Annotated in this window: 19 protein-coding genes; 10 read left to right on the top strand and 9 right to left on the bottom strand. The window is 69.6% G+C overall.

The features are described from left to right. Nucleotides 1-183: 183 nt before the first annotated feature. Nucleotides 184-936 (top strand): hypothetical protein, encoded by a 753-nt coding sequence (locus tag HWX31_RS19650; protein ID WP_174963099.1) that lies wholly within the window; start codon nt 184-186, stop codon nt 934-936. 151 nt (nt 937-1,087) lie between these two features. On the opposite strand, the gene HWX31_RS19645 is transcribed toward HWX31_RS19650, so the two are convergent. The 3 genes from HWX31_RS19645 to pdxR all read right to left on the bottom strand — a co-directional run bounded on the left by HWX31_RS19645 (nt 1,088) and on the right by pdxR (nt 3,538). Continuing rightward, entirely contained in the window at nt 1,088-1,513 is a 426-nt protein-coding gene (locus HWX31_RS19645) for a cupin domain-containing protein (RefSeq protein WP_174963174.1), read from the bottom strand. Between the two features lie 10 nt (nt 1,514-1,523). After that, the gene (locus HWX31_RS19640; protein WP_174963176.1) at nt 1,524-1,961 is read right to left on the bottom strand and encodes a carboxymuconolactone decarboxylase family protein; all 438 of its coding nucleotides are present in this window, start codon (nt 1,959-1,961) and stop codon (nt 1,524-1,526) included. Between the two features lie 116 nt (nt 1,962-2,077). Further along, the gene (gene pdxR / locus HWX31_RS19635) at nt 2,078-3,538 is read right to left on the bottom strand and encodes a MocR-like pyridoxine biosynthesis transcription factor PdxR (RefSeq protein ID WP_174963178.1); all 1,461 of its coding nucleotides are present in this window, start codon (nt 3,536-3,538) and stop codon (nt 2,078-2,080) included. Between the two features lie 235 nt (nt 3,539-3,773). Between pdxR and HWX31_RS19630 the strand changes: the two genes are divergently transcribed. Beyond that, nucleotides 3,774-4,691, top strand: a complete 918-nt coding sequence (locus HWX31_RS19630) for a LysR family transcriptional regulator (protein ID WP_174963180.1) — start codon at nt 3,774-3,776, stop codon at nt 4,689-4,691. A gap of 129 nt (nt 4,692-4,820) precedes the next feature. Then, nucleotides 4,821-5,570, top strand: coding sequence for an SDR family oxidoreductase (locus HWX31_RS19625; protein ID WP_059613281.1), 750 nt, complete (start codon nt 4,821-4,823; stop codon nt 5,568-5,570). Between the two features lie 45 nt (nt 5,571-5,615). On the opposite strand, the gene HWX31_RS19620 is transcribed toward HWX31_RS19625, so the two are convergent. Both HWX31_RS19620 and HWX31_RS19615 read right to left on the bottom strand, forming a co-directional pair. Further along, on the bottom strand, nt 5,616-7,262 hold the full coding sequence (locus HWX31_RS19620) for a glycoside hydrolase family 32 protein (RefSeq protein ID WP_174963182.1): 1,647 nt from the start codon (nt 7,260-7,262) through the stop codon (nt 5,616-5,618). Nucleotides 7,263-7,420: 158 nt separating this feature from the next. Beyond that, nucleotides 7,421-8,983, bottom strand: coding sequence for a glycoside hydrolase family 68 protein (locus tag HWX31_RS19615; protein ID WP_174963184.1), 1,563 nt, complete (start codon nt 8,981-8,983; stop codon nt 7,421-7,423). On the opposite strand from HWX31_RS19615, the gene HWX31_RS19610 reads away from it, so the two are divergent. The 6 genes from HWX31_RS19610 (at nt 8,885) to HWX31_RS19585 (ending at nt 14,277) form a co-directional block, all read left to right on the top strand. After that, the gene (locus tag HWX31_RS19610; RefSeq protein WP_174963101.1) at nt 8,885-9,175 is read left to right on the top strand and encodes a hypothetical protein; all 291 of its coding nucleotides are present in this window, start codon (nt 8,885-8,887) and stop codon (nt 9,173-9,175) included. The two genes, HWX31_RS19615 and HWX31_RS19610, sit on opposite strands and share 99 nt — an antisense overlap. After that, nucleotides 9,157-10,185, top strand: coding sequence for a substrate-binding domain-containing protein (locus HWX31_RS19605; protein WP_174963186.1), 1,029 nt, complete (start codon nt 9,157-9,159; stop codon nt 10,183-10,185). The genes HWX31_RS19610 and HWX31_RS19605 overlap by 19 nt, the downstream gene beginning before the upstream one ends. Before the next feature lie 373 nt (nt 10,186-10,558). Further along, a complete protein-coding gene (locus HWX31_RS19600; RefSeq protein ID WP_059613275.1) occupies nt 10,559-11,245 on the top strand; it encodes a type 1 glutamine amidotransferase domain-containing protein in 687 nt (228 codons plus the stop codon). Between the two features lie 148 nt (nt 11,246-11,393). Continuing rightward, the gene (locus HWX31_RS19595; RefSeq protein WP_174963188.1) at nt 11,394-12,503 is read left to right on the top strand and encodes an NADH:flavin oxidoreductase/NADH oxidase; all 1,110 of its coding nucleotides are present in this window, start codon (nt 11,394-11,396) and stop codon (nt 12,501-12,503) included. Between the two features lie 138 nt (nt 12,504-12,641). Continuing rightward, a complete protein-coding gene (locus HWX31_RS19590; RefSeq protein WP_174963190.1) occupies nt 12,642-13,712 on the top strand; it encodes an AI-2E family transporter in 1,071 nt (356 codons plus the stop codon). Between the two features lie 190 nt (nt 13,713-13,902). Continuing rightward, a complete protein-coding gene (locus HWX31_RS19585; RefSeq protein ID WP_059613270.1) occupies nt 13,903-14,277 on the top strand; it encodes a hypothetical protein in 375 nt (124 codons plus the stop codon). 15 nt (nt 14,278-14,292) lie between these two features. On the opposite strand, the gene HWX31_RS19580 is transcribed toward HWX31_RS19585, so the two are convergent. Beyond that, nucleotides 14,293-15,087 carry an SDR family NAD(P)-dependent oxidoreductase gene (locus HWX31_RS19580; RefSeq protein ID WP_174963192.1) on the bottom strand — a complete coding sequence of 265 codons (795 nt, stop codon included), beginning with the start codon at nt 15,085-15,087 and terminating at the stop codon, nt 14,293-14,295. A 168-nt stretch (nt 15,088-15,255) separates the two neighbouring features. On the opposite strand from HWX31_RS19580, the gene HWX31_RS19575 reads away from it, so the two are divergent. Beyond that, the gene (locus HWX31_RS19575) at nt 15,256-16,107 is read left to right on the top strand and encodes an AraC family transcriptional regulator (RefSeq protein WP_174963194.1); all 852 of its coding nucleotides are present in this window, start codon (nt 15,256-15,258) and stop codon (nt 16,105-16,107) included. A 24-nt stretch (nt 16,108-16,131) separates the two neighbouring features. Here HWX31_RS19575 and HWX31_RS19570 read toward each other — a convergent pair whose 3' ends face one another. The 3 genes from HWX31_RS19570 to HWX31_RS19560 form a co-directional block, all read right to left on the bottom strand. Next, nucleotides 16,132-16,719 carry a LysE family translocator gene (locus HWX31_RS19570; RefSeq protein WP_045564882.1) on the bottom strand — a complete coding sequence of 196 codons (588 nt, stop codon included), beginning with the start codon at nt 16,717-16,719 and terminating at the stop codon, nt 16,132-16,134. Nucleotides 16,720-16,826: 107 nt separating this feature from the next. Next, on the bottom strand, nt 16,827-18,275 hold the full coding sequence (locus tag HWX31_RS19565; RefSeq protein WP_174963196.1) for a heavy metal sensor histidine kinase: 1,449 nt from the start codon (nt 18,273-18,275) through the stop codon (nt 16,827-16,829). Then, nucleotides 18,272-18,976: a heavy metal response regulator transcription factor gene (locus HWX31_RS19560; protein ID WP_174963198.1), complete on the bottom strand. Its 705-nt coding sequence runs from the start codon at nt 18,974-18,976 to the stop codon at nt 18,272-18,274. The genes HWX31_RS19565 and HWX31_RS19560 overlap by 4 nt, the downstream gene beginning before the upstream one ends. Between the last annotated feature and the right edge of the window lie 7 nt (nt 18,977-18,983).

Below are 18,983 nucleotides of genomic sequence, written 5' to 3'. Positions count from 1 at the left end.
CGCATCTCGCTCAATGATGGATTGATATCGATGGATGGTAGCCGAGCTGTTGTTATTACGACTACACGGCCGGGCCGTGGGAAAACGATGCCTTTGTATGCGGCGACATGGCTTCGGCCTACTGGGATGCCGAACTGGGGTTGGCGCTCAGGACGTATCCGGCGGATCAGTGCAGCCATGCTTATGAGCTGGCTGACCGTGCTCGCCGGTTGGAGTCCCGCTTGTCAGGCGCAACCGGCACCGAGGGAGGGCAGTGAAATGCAGGAGAAGCCGGTCCGGATGATGACCGAAGCCCAGCAGGCAAAGCTGATGCAGTTCGTGCGCGTCGGGCTGAAATGGGTGGTGGGACAGATCTCGTTCGACGACGTGGTGCGGACGTTTGGGCCGCCGGAGGCCGAGGGTGTCCGTATGATCGAATATGCCTATTACGTCGACGACGACGTGATCTCGGCAACCTTCTCCTACGACAAACTGCATCGGATTGACGGCAAGCCGAGCCTCTACGGAATGTCGCTCAAGATCAGGGACGATGTCTACACGAGCATCCCTTACGAGACGTGGGATCACTTGGGGCTGCACCGGCTGATGTATGGCGAATTGATTGACGGAGCGCGTACGGAGACGGGAGACTTTTTCGATCCGACCGGCCGCAGAGACATTACCGGCTGGGACCCAAAGAACTACGTCACATTCAGTTACCGCCTACCGATGCCACCAGATTCGCTCTTCGACGTCGGAGCAGGTTTCGGCTACTTGGGCGAATGGATAAATGAGCGCGGTGACGCCACGCTAAGCAATTTCCGTAATGCGGTCAATTTGCGCGACCTTGGCATAGGTCGCCACTACCTGACGCCGGAAGAATTACAGCAGCGCCAACTGGCCAAGCGCCAGAAGTATGGCGAGATGAACTTGTGTACCGGCATGGCCTGCCCGTAAACGACGATATGGCAGGCCTGGACATCCAACGGCCCGACCGATGCACACGCCGTGTTCAAGGACCGGCCGTTTCCCACGGCGCGCAACCCCCGACAACTTCGGGAGACTGCTGAACATCGCGAGCTGACCGGCCCCGAACGGTGAAGCGGGCTTACTGATCCATTGCCGACTTGAGCGGCATATTCTCCCCCGTCAACCCGAACACGACGATCTGCGCCGGCTCGGTATCGCTCCCGTTGCGCGACACGAGATGCCGCGAGCCCGGCGGTTCATACCAGCCTTCGCCCGCGCGATAGCGGCGCAGCGGGCCGTCGTTGACCTGCGACAGCACTTCGCCCTTCGACACGACCGCGAACACCGAGCCGAGATGCCGATGCGGCTCGGACGCCTGGCCGGGCGCGTAGTCGACGGTGGCGACCACGGCCAGCTTGCCGGGCGCTTCCGGCACGGCCTGCTTCATGACGGGACGAGCGCCGCCGCCACTGCCGCCGCCGTCGTGCGCGTGCGCGGCCGGCATCGTCGCGCCCAGCATGAGCGCGGCGCACGCGGCGGCGCGCATGAAAACGTTGCGAGTCATGGCCGTCTCCTTACTCGGGCATCTTGCGGAACGCGATCGCGAAGCGGTTCCACGCATTGATCGTCGTCACCAGCAGCGACAGGTCGAACAGCTCCTCGTCGCTGAAATGCGGCTTCACGGCTTCCCAGACGGCGTCCGGCACGTGATCGTCCGCGACCCGCGTCAACGCCTCGGTCCATTCGAGCGCCGCGCGCTCGCGGTCGGTGAAGAACGGCGTTTCGCGCCAGACGACGACCGTCGCGAGGCGGCGGTCGGTTTCGCCGCCCTTGCGCGCGTCGGTGGTGTGCATGTCGACGCAGAACGCGCAGCCGTTGATCTGCGACGCGCGCAGCCGCACGAGCTCGGCGAGCGGCTTCTCGATCGAGCTTTTGGCGAGGAATTCCTCGGCGTTGCGCATCACCTTGATGGCGTTCGGGCTGGCGGCGTAGAAGTTCAGGCGGGGTTGCATGGCAGGTCCTCGTTCGATTGATGCGCACGTTGGCGCGACAGGACCCAGATTAACGAGTGGACTGGCCTTCTAAAATAACCAATTTTAGGTAAATCGAGGTAGCCAATGGCGCATGGTCACCCGGCCGCCCGCAGCAGCGCGGCGAGCTGCGCGAGCGCCGCGTCGATGCGCGTCGCGTCGATGCCGCCGTAGCCGAACAGCAGGCCGGCCTGGCGCGGCGCGTCGAGGTGGAAGGCGGCGATGCCGTACAGCCCGATGTCGTGCGCACGCGCCGCGGCGATCAGCGCGGCTTCGTCGACGCCGGCCCTGAGGCGCGCGGCGAGGTGGATGCCCGCAGCCGGCACGATCGCGTCGAGCCACGGCGCGAGGCTGTCGCGCAGGTGCGCGATCAGCACCTTGCGGCGCGCGTCGTAGTGCTTCTGCACGCGGCGCAGATGCCGCGCGAAATCGCCATCGAGCATGAAGCGGGCGAGCGCGGTCTGGGTCAGCGTGCAGGTATGCCAGTCGGCGATCTGCTTCGCCTTGCACAGCGCCGGGTGCAGCGCGGCCGGCGGAATCGCGTAGCCGATCCGCAGCTCGGGAAAGATCGTCTTCGAGAACGTGCCGACGTACGCGACGAGGCCCGCGCGGTCGAGGCTCTTCAGCGATTCCATCGGGCGTCCTTCGAAGCGGAACTCGCCGTCGTAGTCGTCCTCGATGATGACGGCCCGCCGCCGCTGCGCCCATTCGAGCAGCGCGACGCGCCGCTCCAGGCTCATCGGCATGCCGAGCGGGAACTGGTGCGACGGCGTCACGTAGACGAGGCGCGCGTCGTCGGGCAGCCGGTCGGCGGCGAGCCCGTGCGCGTCGACCGGCACGCCCACCACCGTCGCGCCGAGCGACGCGAACGCGGCGCGGGCGGGCGGGTAGCCGGGGTCCTCGACCGCGACGACGTCGCCGGGCCGCACGACCACGCGCGCGAGCACGTCGAGCGCCTGTTGCGCCCCCTGCGTGACGATCACGTCCTGCCAGTTGCAGGCGACCGCGCGGCTGAACGCGACGTAGCGCGCGATCGCGAGCCGCAATTGCTGGTCGCCGGCCGGGTCGTGATACTGGCCCGGGCCGCGCGCCTGCAGGCGCAGCGCGTGGTGCAGGCAGCGCCGCCACGCGTCGAACGGGAACAGCGTCTTGTCGGTCACGCCGCCGCGGAAATCGAAGCCGAGCGCGGGCAGCGGCTCGGGCATCGCGAGCGCGTCGGGCACGTCGTTCCATATCGCGCGCGCGGTCGGCGCGTCGGCCGGCCGGCGGTCCACGGCGATCGCCGGCATGGCCGCGGCCGGCTCGTGCGGCACGCGCGCGAGGCCGTCGGCGACGAACGTGCCGTCGCCGCGCCGCGTGTGCAGGTAGCCTTCGGCGGCGAGCCGCTCGAACGCGTCGAGCGTCGTCTTGCGCGATACGCCGAGCTGCGCGGCGAGATCGCGGGTGGACGGCAGCCGCGCGCCGCCGACGAGACGTCCGTCGACGATCGCCGCACGCAACTGCCGGTAGATTTGCCCCGTCAGGTCGTGACGGCCTTCGATGTGGATCGCGATGTCCATCGCAGTGGCTACCTTGGTTTGGATGACTTGGCCTGATTTTGAATACCACGAGTATGCCTCGGGACAGGCCATGCGTCGCGATTCGCCACCGATCGGGGAGTCGAACGCCCGACGCGCATGCGTCGGCCGCCACCAGAGGGCACGCCGGCCCCCGCATTGCGCACGGCGTTCCAGGATTGGACCGCCGCGCGGAGCTGCCTTACGATGCACGACGTTCCCAGGCCGGAGTGTCGCCATGTTGTCTGAAGAAGAATTCGCGCTGCTCGATGCGATCCGCGCGACCGGCAGCCTGTCGCGCGCGGCGGCGCGCCTCGGCAAGGCGCCGTCGACGGTGTCGCATGCGGCGCGGCAGCTAGAGGCGCGCTTCGACGCGCTGCTGTTCGACCGGCGCCGCTACCGGCTGCAGCTAACGCCCGCCGGCCAGTTGCTGGCCGACGAGGCGGCGCGCCTGATGCTCGACGTCGCGCGGCTCACGCAACGGGTGCGGCAGATCGCGAGCGGCTGGGAGGACCGGCTGTGGATCGTCAGCGACGAGCTGCTCGAATTCGAATCGATGATGCCGGTGGTCCGCGCGTTCGATGCGCTGGAATCGGGCGTGTCGCTGCGCTTCACGCACGAGGTGCTCGGCGGCACCTGGGAAGCGCTGCGCGACGGCCGGGCCGACCTGATCGTCGGCGCGACCAACGAGCCGCCGGCGATTCCGGGGCTGAAATGGTTCGAGCTGGGCGCGCTCGACTGGGTGTTTGCGGTCTCGCCGCACCATCCGCTCGCGGCGTCGCGCGACCCGCTGACGCGCGATGCGATCGGCGCTCACCGCGCGGTCGTGGTCGCGGATTCGTCGCGGATCGCCGCCGGCCGCGCGTACGGCTTGCTGGGCGGCCAGACGGTGCTGGCGGTGCCGTCGATGCGCACGAAGATCCTCGCGCAGCGCGACGGGCTCGGCGTCGGCTGGGTGCCGCGGCGTCGCGCCGCGACGCTGCTCGCGCGCGGCGAGCTGGTCGAGATGCCGACCGCCGAGCCGCGCGAGCCGAACGTGCTGTACGTCGCATGGCGCGGCGATCGCGAAGGCCGCGCGTTGCAGTGGTGGCTCGAGCAGCTGCGCGCGCCGCGCCTGGCGCAGCGCCTGCTCGACGGGATCGACGTCGTGCCGTGACGGCGTACGGCCCCGGCCGGAACATGTTCGATGGATTCGAACGTTTTCGTCGCGCGAGTCGTACGGCAGCGGGCAGCTTCACGCGCAATATGCGTTCACGGTCATTCACCGAAATCACTGGAGAACATCATGGAACGCTTCAAAGGCAAGACGGTGCTCGTCACGGGCGGCACCAGCGGGATCGGCCTCGCGGCCGCGCGGGCATTCGCGGCGGAAGGCGCGCGGGTGATCGTCACCGGGCGCGACGTGGAGGCGCTCGCGGCCGCGCAACGCACGCTCGGCGGCGACGCGCTCGCGATCCGCAACGACGCGGGCAGCGTGGCGGCGGCCCGCGAGCTCGCGGATGCGATCGGCGCGGCGGGCGCGCGGCTCGACGCGGTGTTCGTGAACGCGGGCGTCGCGAAGCTCGCGCCGTTCGCGGACGTCGACGAGGCCCTGTGGGATCTCGTGTTCAACACCAACGTGAAGGGCGCGTACTTCCAGATCCAGGCGCTCGTGCCGCTGCTGAACCGCGGCGCGTCGATCGTCATCAACGGGTCGATCAACGCGCACATCGGGATGCCGGGGTCGTCGGTCTACGCGGCGAGCAAGGCCGCGGTGAATTCGCTCGCGAAGACGCTGTCGACGGAGCTGCTGCCGAACGGCGTGCGCGTGAACGTCGTGAGCCCGGGGCCCGTCGAGACGCCGCTGTACGGCAAGCTCGGGCTCGACGCCGCGACGCTGGAGGCGACCGCCGGGAAGATCAAGGGCCTCGTGCCGATCGGCCGGTTCGGCACGCCGGACGAGATCGCGTCGACCGTGCTGCACCTGAGCGCGCCGGAGTCGGCTTTCATCGTCGGCGCGGAAATCATCGCGTCGGGCGGGATGGGGCTGCTCTGAGCGGCTGACGGCGGACGCCCGCCGTCAGCCGGCGCGTTCGCGCGGCTAGCGCGGCGCGTCGCACGCACGGCCGGCGTCGTCCGGCCCCGCGAGGTTCGTCACCGTCAGCCCGCCGAACGTCGCGCCGCCATGTTCCGCGAACACGGCGACGCGATCGGCGTCGCCGGGCGGGAAGATCAGGTCGGTGATCGCGGTGCGGCCATGGCCGGCGAACACTTCGACCGAGCCGCGATCGACGACGATCTCTAGCGGCAGCCGCCCGTTCTGCAGCGGCAGGTTCACGATGTGCTGGCGGCTGAACGCGTTCGAGAAATTCGACTCGCCGGATTGCGACCGGTCGAGCGTCAACGTCTGCTTCGCCGTGTCGTAGACGATCCGCGTGCCGATCGCGCCATCCGCCGAGCGCCGCACGACGAGCCCTGCGCGCGCGGCGGACCGCGGCGTGAGCGTCAGCGTGATCCGCTGCACCGTGCCGCGCGTCGCGGCCGGCAGCTCACGCGTCGCCGACGCGACGCTCACATCGCCGAGATGCGTCGCGGGCCGGCCGTCCGCCCACGCGTCGAACGCCGGAGCCGGCGTGACGACGAGCCGCGGCTCGCCGTCGATCGTCTTCAGCGCGAACGCGCGCGGCAGCGTCATCGCGCCGCGCCACGGTGTCGTCGGCACCTTGGCCGCATAGTCCCAGTTGCTCATCCACGCGATGCCGACCGGTTGCGTGCCCGGCGCGCCCGAGAACGTGCCGGCCGCGTAGAAATCCGCGCCGTGATCGACCCAGCGGAACTGCGCGGGATCGGAGCCGGCCGGCGCGACGCGATCGGGCGTGAACGTGCGGCCGTCGAAGTCGCCGACGAAGTACATCGCCCCCGAGCCGCCCGCGATCGACCACGGATTGACGTTGACGATCATCACCCACTTGACCCGCGCCGGATCGCCGTCGAGCGGCAGCGCAATCAGGTCGGGCATTTCCCACAGCGCGCCGTCGTGCGGCACGCCGGGCAGCGTGAAGTCGCTCAGGAACGCCCAGTGGATCAGGTCGTCGGAGCGGTAGAGCTTCACGACCTGCGCATCGGCGACGACCGTCGTCATCAGCCAGTACCCGCCCGGCGCGTACCACGACACCTTCGGGTCGCGGAACTGCTTCGATTCCGGATCGAGCGTGAGCACCGGGTTGTGCGCGTACGGCCGCCAGGTCGCGCCGTGATCGAGGCTGTATGCGAGCGACTGCGCCTGCGTGCCGGGCGCGTGGCCGGAACCCGTCTTGTAGACGCTCGTATACAGCGCGACGAGCGGCGTCTGCCCCGGCGCGCCGAGGCCGGACGTGTTGCGGGTATCGGCGACGATCGAGCCGGAAAAAATCTCCTCGGTCGCGTTCGCGCGCATCGCGACCGGCTGCTCGCGCCAGTGGACGAGGTCGGTGCTGGTCGCGTGGCCCCAGGACATGTTGCCCCAGTCGTTGCCGGCCGGATTGAACTGATAGAACAGGTGATAGCGGCCGTTCTCGTAGACGAGGCCGTTCGGGTCGTTCATCCAGTTGCGACGCGGCGTGTAGTGAATCGCTGGCCGCCATTGCGGCGTGCCGTCTGCGGCGGGTGCGGCGCAGGGGGCGACGTAGGGCGCGGCGGCGTGCGCGCCGGCCGTGCACGCGAGCAGCAGTGCCGCGTGAAAGGGAAAACGGGGTAGCGTGAATCTCATGCGTGGTTCCAGGCTGCGTCCGGCGAAGCGGACCGCCGCGCGCTGCGCGCCGGATGCGGATTGGCGGCGCAGCGCGCGGCAGGCAGAGGGTGACGGCACGCGCGCGCACGGGACACGCCCGATACGCGCGCGCTGCGCGTGACTGTGCGCCGCCGTCGTCAGTGGCCGGGGCCCTGCGCGGGCAGGTTCGAGGGGATGTCGCCGTAGCCGCCGAGACCACCGCGGCCGTACTGGCGGACCACCGCCGTCGACGTGCCGTTGATGTTGACCTTCACCGTCGGCGCGAGCGTGCCGCCGCGGCGCGGGCCGATCGCGTCGATGAACGACTCGACGAGCCCGCCCGGCATCACGAAGTGCGAATACGACTGGAATTCGCGCGGGTTCTGGTTCGGGTCCTGCGAGTACGGCTGGCCGGCCGGCGCGGAGAGGTCGGTCGGGTTGCCGAGCACGAGGCCGCTGCCGCCGTTCAGCGGCAGGAAATCGCTGCGGATGCCGTTGCCGACGAAGCCGTACACGCCGTCCGGGCCGTCGACGCCCGCCGCCATCGTGTTGCGGTGGCTGATCGTGAACAGGTAGTACTTGCCGTCCTTCAGGTAGATCTGCGGACGCTCGGTCTGGTCGTCGACGCAGTTCGCCGACAGGATCGGCGGCAGGAACTTCCATGCGGTCAGTTGCGGGTTCGTCGCGACCGCGAGGCCGACGTTGGCCTTTTGATACACTGCGCCGGCATTCATCACCGCGTTGAGGTCTTCCTTGTACGGATCGTTCGGCGCGTAGCCGAGGTCGGCTTCAGTGCAGGTGCGCGCGCCGCGCGGGCCGCCCGTGTTGCCCTCGAACACCATGTAGGTCTTGCCCGGGTGCGCGGGATCGGTGAACACGAACGGGTCGCGGAACGAGAAGTAGGTGTTCTGCTGGCCGGTCTGGTAGTAGTTGCCGTCCGGCTGCAGCAGCGCCTTGTGATCGTCGAAGCCGCTGAACCACACGTGCTTGTCGTCGGCATGGATGTGGCCGTCGGCGCGCGTGATGATCGCCTGCGGCGGCGTGATGTCCGCGCCGCCCGGCGCCGAGCGGTTGAACGACGTCGCGGTGTAGTAGAGGCTGACGTTGTCGCCTTGCGTGAGGCGCGCGGAGCCCGACCATTCGGCGTTGTTGGTCATCGGCGAGGTGCCGAACACCTTGGCGCTCGCGCCGTCCGGGAACAGGTGGCCGCCCCAGGTCCAGCCGCCGTTCGCCGGTCGCTGCGACGCGGGAATGCCCGCGCGGCGGTAGAAGAAGCCGATCCGCGCGTGCACGTGGCGGTCGTCGAACGTGTAGCCGGCATGCGGGTCGGCGGTGAGCGAGAAGATCACCTCCCAGCCCTTGTAGCTGAGCTGGTTCGCGCGCAGGTCGGCGAGCGGCCACGTGTCCCAGACCCACACGTTCGAGTTGATCAGCGGGAAATCCTGCGGGATGTCCGGCATCGTCAGGGCTTGCGGCAGTGAGTTCCGATCAGCGCCGGCGGTGTGCGACTGGGTGACGATCTGACGGATGTCGGCGCGGGTCCAGCGCATCGTGAAGTTGCCTTCGGGGTCGTACGCCTGCTGCGTGTGCGGCGTGGGCTGAGGGGCGCCGGCGGTCTGCGCATGGGCAACGACGGCGAAAGCCGCGAAGGCGGCCAGTGCGCAGCCAGCGAGCGGCAAACGTTTGCCCTGGGGCGAGCGGAAAAAGGGAAAGTATGTCATCTCGGCGTTGTTTCGTTTGACGGTGAAAGGGAACGGCTTAAGGTGGCATCGATGTCCAAACCGGTTTGGATGCTATTTCAAACCGGTTTGGTCGTCAAAAGATATTTATTTGACGGTAATGCTTACCAAATGGAAATAATTACCCGGTCGGAGGCGGCCGGATGGACTGGCGAATGCGAGGAACGACGGTGAAGGTGAATCTGAAGGCGCTCTCGGATGCGCTCGGGCTGTCGCGCACGACGGTCAGCCGGGCGCTGAACGGCTATGACGACGTGAGCGCGGCGACCCGCGAACGGGTGATGAAGGCCGCGCGCGAGATGGGCTACGTCGCGGACCCGACCGCGCGCCGCCTCGCGACCGGGCGCGCGGATGCGATCGGGATCGTCTATCCGTTCGGCGCGGGCGATCTCGGCGATCCGCGCTTCGGCGAAGTCGTCGCGGGGATCACCGAGCGGCTTGCCGAGCGCAACCTCGATTTCTTCATCGTGTCCGCGCGGCCGAATGCGGAGCTGGACACCTACCGGCGGCTCGTCGACGGCAAGCTCGTCGACGGGCTGATCGTCGCGCGCACGCTCGTCGACGATCCGCGCATCGCGTTCCTCGCATCGCGCGGGTTTCCGTATGTCGCGTACGGCCGCACCGAGCGCACGGAGCCGTACGCGTGGTTCGACTTCGACAACGCGGCCGGCGCGAAGGCGGCCGTCGAGCGGCTGATCGGGTTCGGGCACCGGCGCATCGCGATGATCGGCGCGCCGCTGACGCTGAATTTCGCGGCGCAGCGGCGCGCGGGCTTCGACGCCGCGCTGCGCGAGGCCGGCATCGAGCCGGACCCGGCGCTGCGGGTCGAGTGCCCGTTCACGCGCGACGGCGGCCTGCAGGCGGCGCGCGCGCTGCTCGCGCTCGCCGAGCCGCCGACCGCGATTTTCGTCGACAACAACATCGCGGGCAGCGGCGCGTTTCGCGCGATCGCCGACAGCGGGCGGCGGCTGGGCGAGGAACTGTCGCTGATCGTCTACGACGGCGTGCCCGACGACGTCGCGCATCCGCATCGCGTGACGGCGATCGTGCAGCCGACCGGGCACGCGACCGGGCGGTCGCTCGCGGAACTGATGCTCGGGATGATCGACGGCGGCGGCCGCGGGCAGCGGCTCGAAATGCCGGTCGTCGAAGCAGGGGACACGGACGGGCCGCCGCGCGGGTAGCGCGCGGCACGAGACGCGTGGCCGGTGCGCGCCGAGACGGCCGCGCGCCGGCGCGCGATGAAATCCATGATGACCATAAGGTCGTATCCCCATTTTCCTAGACGACTGGTCTAATCGGCGGCTATCATCCAGCCTGTCGAATGCAGCGGCGCCCACTCGGCGCGGCTGCCGACGTGAGGCAACGGATCGCTAGCGGGTTTGCGCGATGTCATCGGGCTTCATTGCGGAACTTGCCGAGACGACTGGTCTAATAGAGAGTTCGCATGGCGGCCCTCGATGACGCGTACCGCACGTCGACGTGCCATATTTGATTAACGGGCAGGCGCACGATGCGCGGCCCTGTTTCCACCCTTTCGAAGAGGAATGCCCGATCATGAAGATTCTGGTTGTCCTGACGTCGCACGACACCCTTGGCGACACCGGCAAGAAGACGGGCTTCTGGCTCGAGGAGCTGGCTGCGCCGTACTACGCGTTCAAGGACGCGGGCGCGGAATTGACGCTCGTGTCGCCGCTGGGCGGGCAGCCGCCGCTCGATCCGAAGAGCAGCGATCCGTCCGCGCAGACCGACGCGACCCGCCGCTTCGAAGCGGACGCGGCCGCGAAAGCCGAGCTGGCCGCCACGCGCAAGCTCGCCGACGTGTTGCCCGACGACTACGACGCGGTGTTCTATCCGGGCGGCCACGGCCCGCTGTGGGATCTCGCCGAGGACCTGCATTCGGTCTCGCTGATCGAGCGCACGCTCGGCGCCGGCAAGCCGGTCGCGCTGGTGTGCCATGCGCCGGGCGTGCTGCGCCACGTGAAGGACCCGAAGACGGCCGAATCGGTGGTGCGCGGCAAGCGCGTGACCGGCTTCTCGAACAGCGAGGAAGCCGCCGTCGAGCTGACCGAAGTCGTGCCGTTCCTCGTGCAGGACATGCTCGAGACCAACGGCGCGCGCTACGAGCACGGCCCCGACTGGGCGCCGCACGTCGTGGTCGACGGGCTGCTGATCACCGGCCAGAACCCGGCGTCGTCGGCGCCGGCGGCCGACGCGCTGCTCGCGCAGCTCAAGCGCGCGTAGCCCCCGCGCGGCGCCGAACGTTGCGGCGCCGCCCGTTTTCGTCGCCCGCCGGCCCGTGCCGGCGGGCATCCCGGATCGTTCCGCCGCGCGTCGCGCGGCGGGCCGTACCCGTGCTGTCGTTTTGCAGGACCAATCAAAGGAGTCGTGGATGTCTGCCCTGTTCGAACCGTTCAAACTCAAGGATGTCACGCTGCGCAACCGGATCGCGGTGCCGCCGATGTGCCAGTACGTCGCCGAAGACGGCGTCGTCAACGACTGGCATCACGTGCACCTCGCCGGCATCGCGCGCGGCGGCGCGGGCCTCGTGATCGCCGAGGCGACCGCGGTGGCGCCGGAAGGACGCATCACGCCGGGCTGCGCGGGGCTGTGGACCGACGCGCAGGCGCAAGCGTTCGCGCCGTCGGTCGCCGCGATCAAGGCGGCGGGCGCGGTGCCGGGCATCCAGCTCGCGCACGCGGGCCGCAAGGCGAGCGCGAACCGTCCGTGGGAAGGCGACGATCACATCGCCGACGGCGATCCGCACGGCTGGCCGACCATCGCGCCGTCGGCCGTGCCGTTCGGCGCGCACCTGCCGAAGGTGCCGCGCGAGATGACGCGCGACGACATCGCGCGCGTGCAGGCGGACTTCGTCGCGGCGGCCAAACGCGCGCGCGACATCGGCTTCGAATGGCTCGAGCTGCATTTCGCGCACGGCTATCTGGGCCAGAGCTTCTTCTCGGTGCATTCGAACCATCGCGACGACGCGTACGGCGGCTCGGCCGACAATCGCGGCCGCTTCCTCGTCGAGACGCTCGCGGCCGTGCGCAAGGTGTGGCCGGAGCACCTGCCGCTGACCGCGCGGCTCGGCGTGATCGAATACGACGGCCGCGACGACGAGACGCTCGCCGAATCGATCGCGCTCACGCAGCGCCTGAAGGCGGAAGGGCTCGACCTGCTGAGCGTGTCGGTCGGCTTCTCGACGCCCGACGCGCGGATTCCGTGGGGCCCGGCGTTCCTCGCGCCGGTCGCCGAGCGGGTGCGCCGCGAGGCCGGGCTGCCGGTCGCGTCCGCGTGGGGGATCGACACACCGCAGCTCGCCGAACGCGTGGTCGCGGACCAGCAGCTCGATCTCGTGATGGTCGGCCGCGCGCACCTTGCCGATCCGCACTGGCCGTATTACGCGGCCAAGCAGCTCGGCGTCGAGCGGCCGTCGTGGACGCTGCCCGCGCCGTACGCGCACTGGCTCGAACGCTACAAGCTCGCGGCCAAGGCGGCCTGACCCCGGGCGCGCCGTCGCGCGGCGGGCAGGAGTGCGCCGCGCGCGATGGCTGATCCGGCACCGACGCCGATAGAATGGCGGTTCGCGCGACGCACGTCGCCTGCGCGAACCGCCGTTTTTTCTTTCGACCGAGGGCTCATGGGCGCAAACGTACCGCCGTCTTCCGATTCCGCCGCGCGTCCGGGCGCGCAACAGATCGCGCGGGTGGTCCTCTATGCGGGACTGCTGGCGCTCGCGCTGTGGGTGATCCGCGCGTTCATCCCGGCGATCGCGTGGGCGTGCGTGATCGCGATCGCATTGTGGCCGCTGCTCGAGCGCTTCGAGTCGCACCGGCTGTTCCGCGAGCGGCCGACCGTCGTCGCGACCGTCATCACGGCCGCGGTGTCGCTGCTCGTCGTGCTGCCGGTGGCGATCGCGCTGATCCAGGCGATCGGGCAGGCGCACGACCTGCGCGAATGGCTGCGCACAGTGCAGGACAACGGCATTCCGGTGCCCGACATGGTCGCCCGGCTGCCGGTCGGCGCGCCGCAGGTCGCCGCGTGGTGGCAGGCCCATCTCGGGCATCCGCTGCATGCGGAGACCGCGATGAAGGGCGTCAACAGCGAGACCTTCATCGCGTTCGGCCGGCAATTCGGCTCGAAGCTCGCGCATGCGGTGCTCGAATTCGGCTTCATGCTGGTCACGCTGTTCGTGATCCTGCGCGCGGGCCACAAGCTGTCGGGCGCGCTGCTGCAGGGCGTGCAGCGCGCGTTCGGCGGCAACGGCGCGCAGCTGATCGAGCGGATGGCGGCGGCCGTGCACGGCACGGTGACGGGCCTCGTCGTCGTCGGGCTCGGCGAAGGCGCGCTGCTCGGCATCGCCTACGTGCTCGCGGGCGTGCCGCATGCGGCGTTGCTCGGGCTCGTCACGGCGGTCGCCGCGATGCTGCCGTTCTGCGCGCCGCTCGTGTTCTGCGGCGCGGCGCTGTGGCTGTTCGTGCAGGGCGCGACCGCGTGGGCGGTGGCGGTGGCTGCGACCGGCTTCGTCGTCGTGTTCGTCGCCGAGCACTTCGTGCGGCCGGTGCTGATCGGCAGCTCCGCACGGCTGCCGTTCCTGCTCGTGCTGTTCGGCATTCTCGGCGGCGCCGAGACGTTCGGCCTGCTCGGCCTGTTCATCGGCCCCGCGCTGATGACCGTGCTGACGATGCTCTGGGCCGAGTGGGTCGCCTGACGAGCGGCGGGCCGCGCATCGTGCGGTCGCAACGGCGCCGCAACATTGCGTCACGATTCGCGCGCGCGGCGAGCCGCGCCGTAGCGGGCTAGAGCATTTATCTACACAAAAGTTTTTCGATCCGGCCCCGAAGGTCGAGTAGCATGAGGGCTTTCGACCGCGCCGGCCTGGCGCAGCAGATTTTCCGAGCATGCGATCGATCCCGATGTCCCGGCCCGCAGCGGCGCTCTCCCTGGCGGCGGGCTGCCTGATGATCAGCGGCTGCGCGTGGTTTGAAGCGCTGCTGCCGTTTTCGTATTCGCGCCTGCCGGTGCCGAAGGCCGCGTCGGCGCGCGGCGCGACGCGCGCCGACGTCATTCGCGCGGGCGGCAATCCGCGCAGCGTGTGGATGGTCCGCAACGGCAGCGGCGTCTGCTACAACTACCGGCTCGACCACGGCGACCAGTATCGGTCGTATTTCGTCGTGTTCGACGAGGCGGGCGTCGTCACGCGCCATGGCTTCGAGACCTGCATGGACGCCGATCGCAAGGGGCTGCTGCAGACGAAGAAGGTCAGCGCGCGGTAGCGCGCCCGGCCGCCGTCACGCGATCGTATCGACCACGCCCCCATCGACCCGCAGCGCGGCGCCCGTCGTCGCCGACGCCTGCGGCGAGCACACGTACACCACCAGGTTCGCGACTTCCGCCGGCGTTGCCGGCCGCTGGATGATCGAGCTCGAACGATGCGTGCGCACGAATTCGATCGCGACCTCGTCGACGCTGCGGCCGGTCTCGTCGGCGGTTTCCTTCAGCAGCGTGCGCACGCCTTCCGACAGCGTCGGCCCCGGCAGCACCGAATTGACCGTGACCCGGCTGCCGGCCGCGAGCTTCGCGAGCCCGCGTGCGATCGACAGCTGCGCGGTTTTCGTGAAGCCGTAGTGGATCATGTCGACCGGGATGTTCAGCGCCGATTCCGACGAGATGAACACGACGCGCCCCCAGTCGCGCTCGAGCATCCCCTTCATGTAATGCCGCGCGAGCCGCACGCCGGACATCACGTTCGTCTGGAAGTAGTGCGTCCATTCGGCGTCGTCGATGTCGAAGAACGGCTTCAGGCCGTAGATGCCCGCATTGTTGACGAGGATGTCGGCCTGCGGCATGGCGCGCGTCAAGCGTGCTGCGCCGTCCGCGTCGGACAGGTCGGCGGCGACGCCTTCGACGGTCGCGCCCGGCGCTACGCTGCGCAGGTGCGCGAGCGCCGCCTGCACCGACGTTTCGCTGCGGCCGTTGACGACGACGCGCGCGCCGGCGCGCGCGAGCCCTTCGGCGATCGCCAGCCCGATGCCGGCGGTGGAAGCGGTGACGACCGCGGTCTTGCCACTCAGATCGATGTGCATACGTGTGAAGTGCGATGGGGGGAAGGAAGCCGTCGGGCCTGCCCCGGCGGCCGGAATTCCAAGCTTAGGCGAAACCGCGCGATTCGGCAGTGGCCGGTCATGCGATTGCCTCGCGCGGGGCGGTCCTGTACCGTATGCGTTCGCCGTCCGATCCGGGAGCCCGTCCGCGTGAGCCGTTCCGCCAAACCCGCCGTGCCGTCGCCGTTCTGGCGCGATGCCGCGCTGCCGTTCATCGAGGCGCGCACCGTCGACGACGGGCGCACGATCTGCTATGCGAAGCACACGCACGACACGTTCTCGCTCGGCGCGGTCGTCGGCGGCACGAGCACCTACGTGAATGGCGCGACGCAGGAGCGCGTCGGGTCCGGCGCGCTCGTGATCATCGATCCCGAACAGGTGCATGCGTGCAATCCGTACGGGCGCGACGCGTGGGCCTACCGGATGGTATACGTCGACGTGCCGTGGCTCGCGCGGCTGCAGCATGCGCTCGGCCGCGATCCGAACATGGATTTTCACGGTTTTTCGCAGACGTTGAGCGTGCGGCGCGACCTGTTCGCGCAATTCGGCCGCTTCTACCGGACGCTCGTCGCACCCGGCGTCGAGCCGCTCGGCAAGGAAAGCGCCGCCGTCGAGTTCTTCACGCAGCTGCACGACGCGCTCGACCCGGCCGCGCCGCGCGCGCCGTGCGCCGCCGACAATGCGAAGCTCGCGCGCGCCGCCGACTACATCGCCGCGCACTGCCGCGACGCGGTGACGCTCGATGCCATCTGCGCGGCGGCCGAGCTGTCGCCGTCGTACCTGATCCGCGCATTCAACGCGCGCTACGGGATGACGCCGCACGCGTTCCTGATCGACCGCCGCGTGCAGTACGGCCGCGCCGAGCTGCGCCGCGGACGGCCGATCGCGGACGTCGCGCTCGACGCGGGGTTCGCCGATCAGGCGCATTTCCAGCGCGCATTCCGGCGCATCGCGGCGGCGACGCCGGGGCAGTATCGCGGCGCGGCCGGCGTTTCGCGCTAGGCATGGCCGGCTGGGCGCGGCCGGCTAGGCGTCGAGCAGGAAAAGCGCGCTGCCCGCGAGCAGCAGCGCCATCAGCCGGTTGAACACGCGCATCCGGGCCGCATTCGCGAGCCGGTGCCGCAGCGACGCGCCCGCATACGACCAGCACGCGATCGACGCGAAACAGATCACCAGATACAGCGCGGCAAACTGCCAGATCAGCACCCGGTCGCCGTCGGCCGCGTACGCGCCCATCGCGGCGACGCACGCGAGCCACGCCTTCGGATTCAGCCATTGCATCGCCGCGCCCGAGGCCGCGGACGGGCCGGCGACCTGCGCGTCCGGCGCGAGCCTCCCGTCGTCGAGCGCGAGGCGCAGCGCCATGTACAGCAGGAACGCGATGCCGGACCATTGCGTCGCCGTCGTCAACACCGGCCAGCGCACCAGCGCCGCGTGCAGGCCGAGCCCGATCAGCAGGAACAGCGCGACGAAGCCGAGCGTCGCGCCGGCCGCGTAGCGCAGGCTCGCGCCGAGGCCGTAGCGCGCGCCGGCACTCAGCGCGACGATGTTGACGGGGCCGGGAGTGATCGACGATGCGAGCGCGAACGCCGCCATTGAAACCAGAATGCTCATGCCATGCCTCCATGCGGATCGAAAGTCGCATCGAGGCTAAAGGAGCGGGGCGGGCAGGTATTGAAGAAAACTGCCCTCGGCTGACGGTGCGAACTTCGGGACGGCCGTCAGTGCAGTGCGCGCGGTGCGTGCGCCGTGGGTGTGCCGGTCGCGCGGGCCGGCTCCGCGGCGAGCGGTTCGCCGGGCGTGCACGGCTGCGTCGCGACGGAAAACCCGAACGTATTGACGCCGCCCGCGCAGGCGACGAACACGCTGCCGCCGTGCATCTCCGCGACGGCCTTGACGATCGACAGCCCGAGCCCGTGGTTCTCCTTGCTGTTCACGCGCGCTTCCTCGAGCCGGTAGAAGCGTTCGAACATGTGCGCGCGCTGGCCGACCTCGATCGGCTCGCCGGGGTTCGCGACCGACACCTCGACGAGCACGTCGCGCCGCGCGATCGTCACGCGCAGCAGCGCGCCCGGCGCCGAATGCTGGATCGCGTTGATCAGCAGGTTCGTCATCGCGCGGCGGAACAGCGACGGATCGACGCTCGCGCGCGCGTCGCCGTGCAGCTCGGCGCGCAGCTGCGCCTCGTCGAGCGGGATTTCGAGGAAGTCGAGCATGCGCCGCACTTCGTCGGCGAGCGACACGTCCTTCAGGTCGGTCGCGCGTTCGCCGCGATCGCTGCGCGACAGGAACAGCATGTCGTTGACGATCACGCGCAGCCGCTCGAATTCCTCGAGGTTCGACTGCAGCGTCTGGCGCATCCGCTCGACCGAGCGGTCACGGCTCGTCAGCGCGACCTGGGTCTGGCCGATCAGGATGCTGACCGGCGTGCGCAGCTCGTGCGCGACGTCCGCGTTGAACGCCTCGAGCCGCCCGTATGCCTGCTGGATGCGTTCGAGCGCGCCGTTGAACGACGCGGCGAGCTCGCGCAGCTCGGCGGGCAGCGCATCGGTCTGCAGCCGCTGGTGCCGGTTCGTGGAGCCGATGGCCGCCGCTTCCTGCGACATGCGCTCGAGCGGCGCGAGCCCGAAGCGCGCGACCGCGCGGCCGAGCAGCAGCGTGACGCCGGTCGCGAACGCGATCAGCGCGGCCAGCGTCCAGCCGTAGCGGCGCAGCATCCGCTGCGTGCGCTCGCACGACGTCGAGACGCTCAGCGTCAGGTCGGGGCGCTCGCCGCTGCCGGCCACCGTGACCGTCTTCGTCATCACGTCGTAGCTGCTGCCGTTGAGCCGGTAGCGCTGGAACGCGCCGAACGGCGCGCCGTGCGGCGTGCCGTCCACCGCGCGCCCGAAGCGGAACGCCGGATTCGGGCCGTCGACCCGGTAATGCGTCGAGCCGTCCGGCGGTTCGAGATCGGCGAGCTTTTCCTGCGTGATGTGCCAGCGCGCCGGCGTGGTCACATGCGACACGATCATCTCGACCACCTTGGTGCGCGTGTCGAGCGTCGCGCGCAACTCGGCGAACAGCTGCCGCTCCATCATCACGAACAGGCCGCACCCGACCAGCGTGAACACGAGGAACGACACGATGCCGAACATCGCGGACAGGCGCAGTGCGATCGAGCGTTTCATGCGCGCCTCTCGGCGTCGCCGTCCTCGCGCGCCTCGCGCTCCTCGAGGACGTAGCCCATCCCGCGGATCGTGTGCAGCAGCTTGTCGGCGAACGGGCCGTCGAGCTTCGCGCGCAGGCGCTTGATCGCGGTCTCGACGACGTTCGCGTTGCTGTCGAAGTTCACGTCCCACACGAGCTCGGCGATGGTCGTCTTCGACAGCACCTCGCCGCTGCGGCGCGCGAGCACGCCGAGCAGCTGGAACTCCTGCGCGGTCAGGTCGAGGCGTGCGCCGTCGCGCGTCGCGCGGCGGCCGATCAGGTCGACCCGCAGGTCGCCGATCGAGAGCAGCGTCGATTCCTGCACGCGCGCGCGGCGCGTCAGCGCGCGCAGCCGCTCGATCAGCTCGAGGAACGAGAACGGCTTGGTCAGGTAGTCGTCGGCGCCGCCGCGCAGGCCGCGCACGCGGTCGTCGACGCGGTCGCGCGCGGTCAGCATGATCACCGGCGTCTGCTTCTGCGCGCGCAGCGCGCGCAACACGCCGAAGCCGTCGAGCTTCGGCAGCATCACGTCGAGCACCACCACGTCGTAGTCGAATTCGACGGCTTTCCATGCGCCGTCCTCGCCGTCGAGCGCGGTGTCGACGACCCAGCCTTCCTCGGTCAGGCCGCTCTTCAGGTATTCGACGACCTTGAGTTCGTCTTCGACGATCAGGACTTTCATGTCAGGG

It is taken from the genome of Burkholderia ubonensis (assembly GCF_902833085.1).
Classification (GTDB): Bacteria; Pseudomonadota; Gammaproteobacteria; order Burkholderiales; family Burkholderiaceae; genus Burkholderia; species Burkholderia ubonensis.
Note: the sequence above shows the minus strand (reverse complement) of the source record. Positions and strands in the feature narration are given on the sequence as shown.

Bases quoted from the DNA above. Each gene is read 5' to 3' on its own strand.
- HWX31_RS19650 (WP_174963099.1), top strand. From the start codon at position 184: ATGAGCTGGCTGACCGTGCTCGCCGGTTGGAGTCCCGCTTGTCAGGCG.
- HWX31_RS19645 (WP_174963174.1), bottom strand. From the start codon at position 1,513: ATGACTCGCAACGTTTTCATGCGCGCCGCCGCGTGCGCCGCGCTCATG.
- HWX31_RS19640 (WP_174963176.1), bottom strand. From the start codon at position 1,961: ATGCAACCCCGCCTGAACTTCTACGCCGCCAGCCCGAACGCCATCAAG.
- pdxR (WP_174963178.1), bottom strand. From the start codon at position 3,538: ATGGACATCGCGATCCACATCGAAGGCCGTCACGACCTGACGGGGCAA.
- HWX31_RS19630 (WP_174963180.1), top strand. From the start codon at position 3,774: ATGTTGTCTGAAGAAGAATTCGCGCTGCTCGATGCGATCCGCGCGACC.
- HWX31_RS19625 (WP_059613281.1), top strand. From the start codon at position 4,821: ATGGAACGCTTCAAAGGCAAGACGGTGCTCGTCACGGGCGGCACCAGC.
- HWX31_RS19620 (WP_174963182.1), bottom strand. From the start codon at position 7,262: ATGAGATTCACGCTACCCCGTTTTCCCTTTCACGCGGCACTGCTGCTC.
- HWX31_RS19610 (WP_174963101.1), top strand. From the start codon at position 8,885: ATGGGCAACGACGGCGAAAGCCGCGAAGGCGGCCAGTGCGCAGCCAGC.
- HWX31_RS19615 (WP_174963184.1), bottom strand. From the start codon at position 8,983: ATGACATACTTTCCCTTTTTCCGCTCGCCCCAGGGCAAACGTTTGCCG.
- HWX31_RS19605 (WP_174963186.1), top strand. From the start codon at position 9,157: ATGCGAGGAACGACGGTGAAGGTGAATCTGAAGGCGCTCTCGGATGCG.
- HWX31_RS19600 (WP_059613275.1), top strand. From the start codon at position 10,559: ATGAAGATTCTGGTTGTCCTGACGTCGCACGACACCCTTGGCGACACC.
- HWX31_RS19595 (WP_174963188.1), top strand. From the start codon at position 11,394: ATGTCTGCCCTGTTCGAACCGTTCAAACTCAAGGATGTCACGCTGCGC.
- HWX31_RS19590 (WP_174963190.1), top strand. From the start codon at position 12,642: ATGGGCGCAAACGTACCGCCGTCTTCCGATTCCGCCGCGCGTCCGGGC.
- HWX31_RS19585 (WP_059613270.1), top strand. From the start codon at position 13,903: ATGCGATCGATCCCGATGTCCCGGCCCGCAGCGGCGCTCTCCCTGGCG.
- HWX31_RS19580 (WP_174963192.1), bottom strand. From the start codon at position 15,087: ATGCACATCGATCTGAGTGGCAAGACCGCGGTCGTCACCGCTTCCACC.
- HWX31_RS19570 (WP_045564882.1), bottom strand. From the start codon at position 16,719: ATGAGCATTCTGGTTTCAATGGCGGCGTTCGCGCTCGCATCGTCGATC.
- HWX31_RS19565 (WP_174963196.1), bottom strand. From the start codon at position 18,275: ATGAAACGCTCGATCGCACTGCGCCTGTCCGCGATGTTCGGCATCGTG.
- HWX31_RS19560 (WP_174963198.1), bottom strand. From the start codon at position 18,976: ATGAAAGTCCTGATCGTCGAAGACGAACTCAAGGTCGTCGAATACCTG.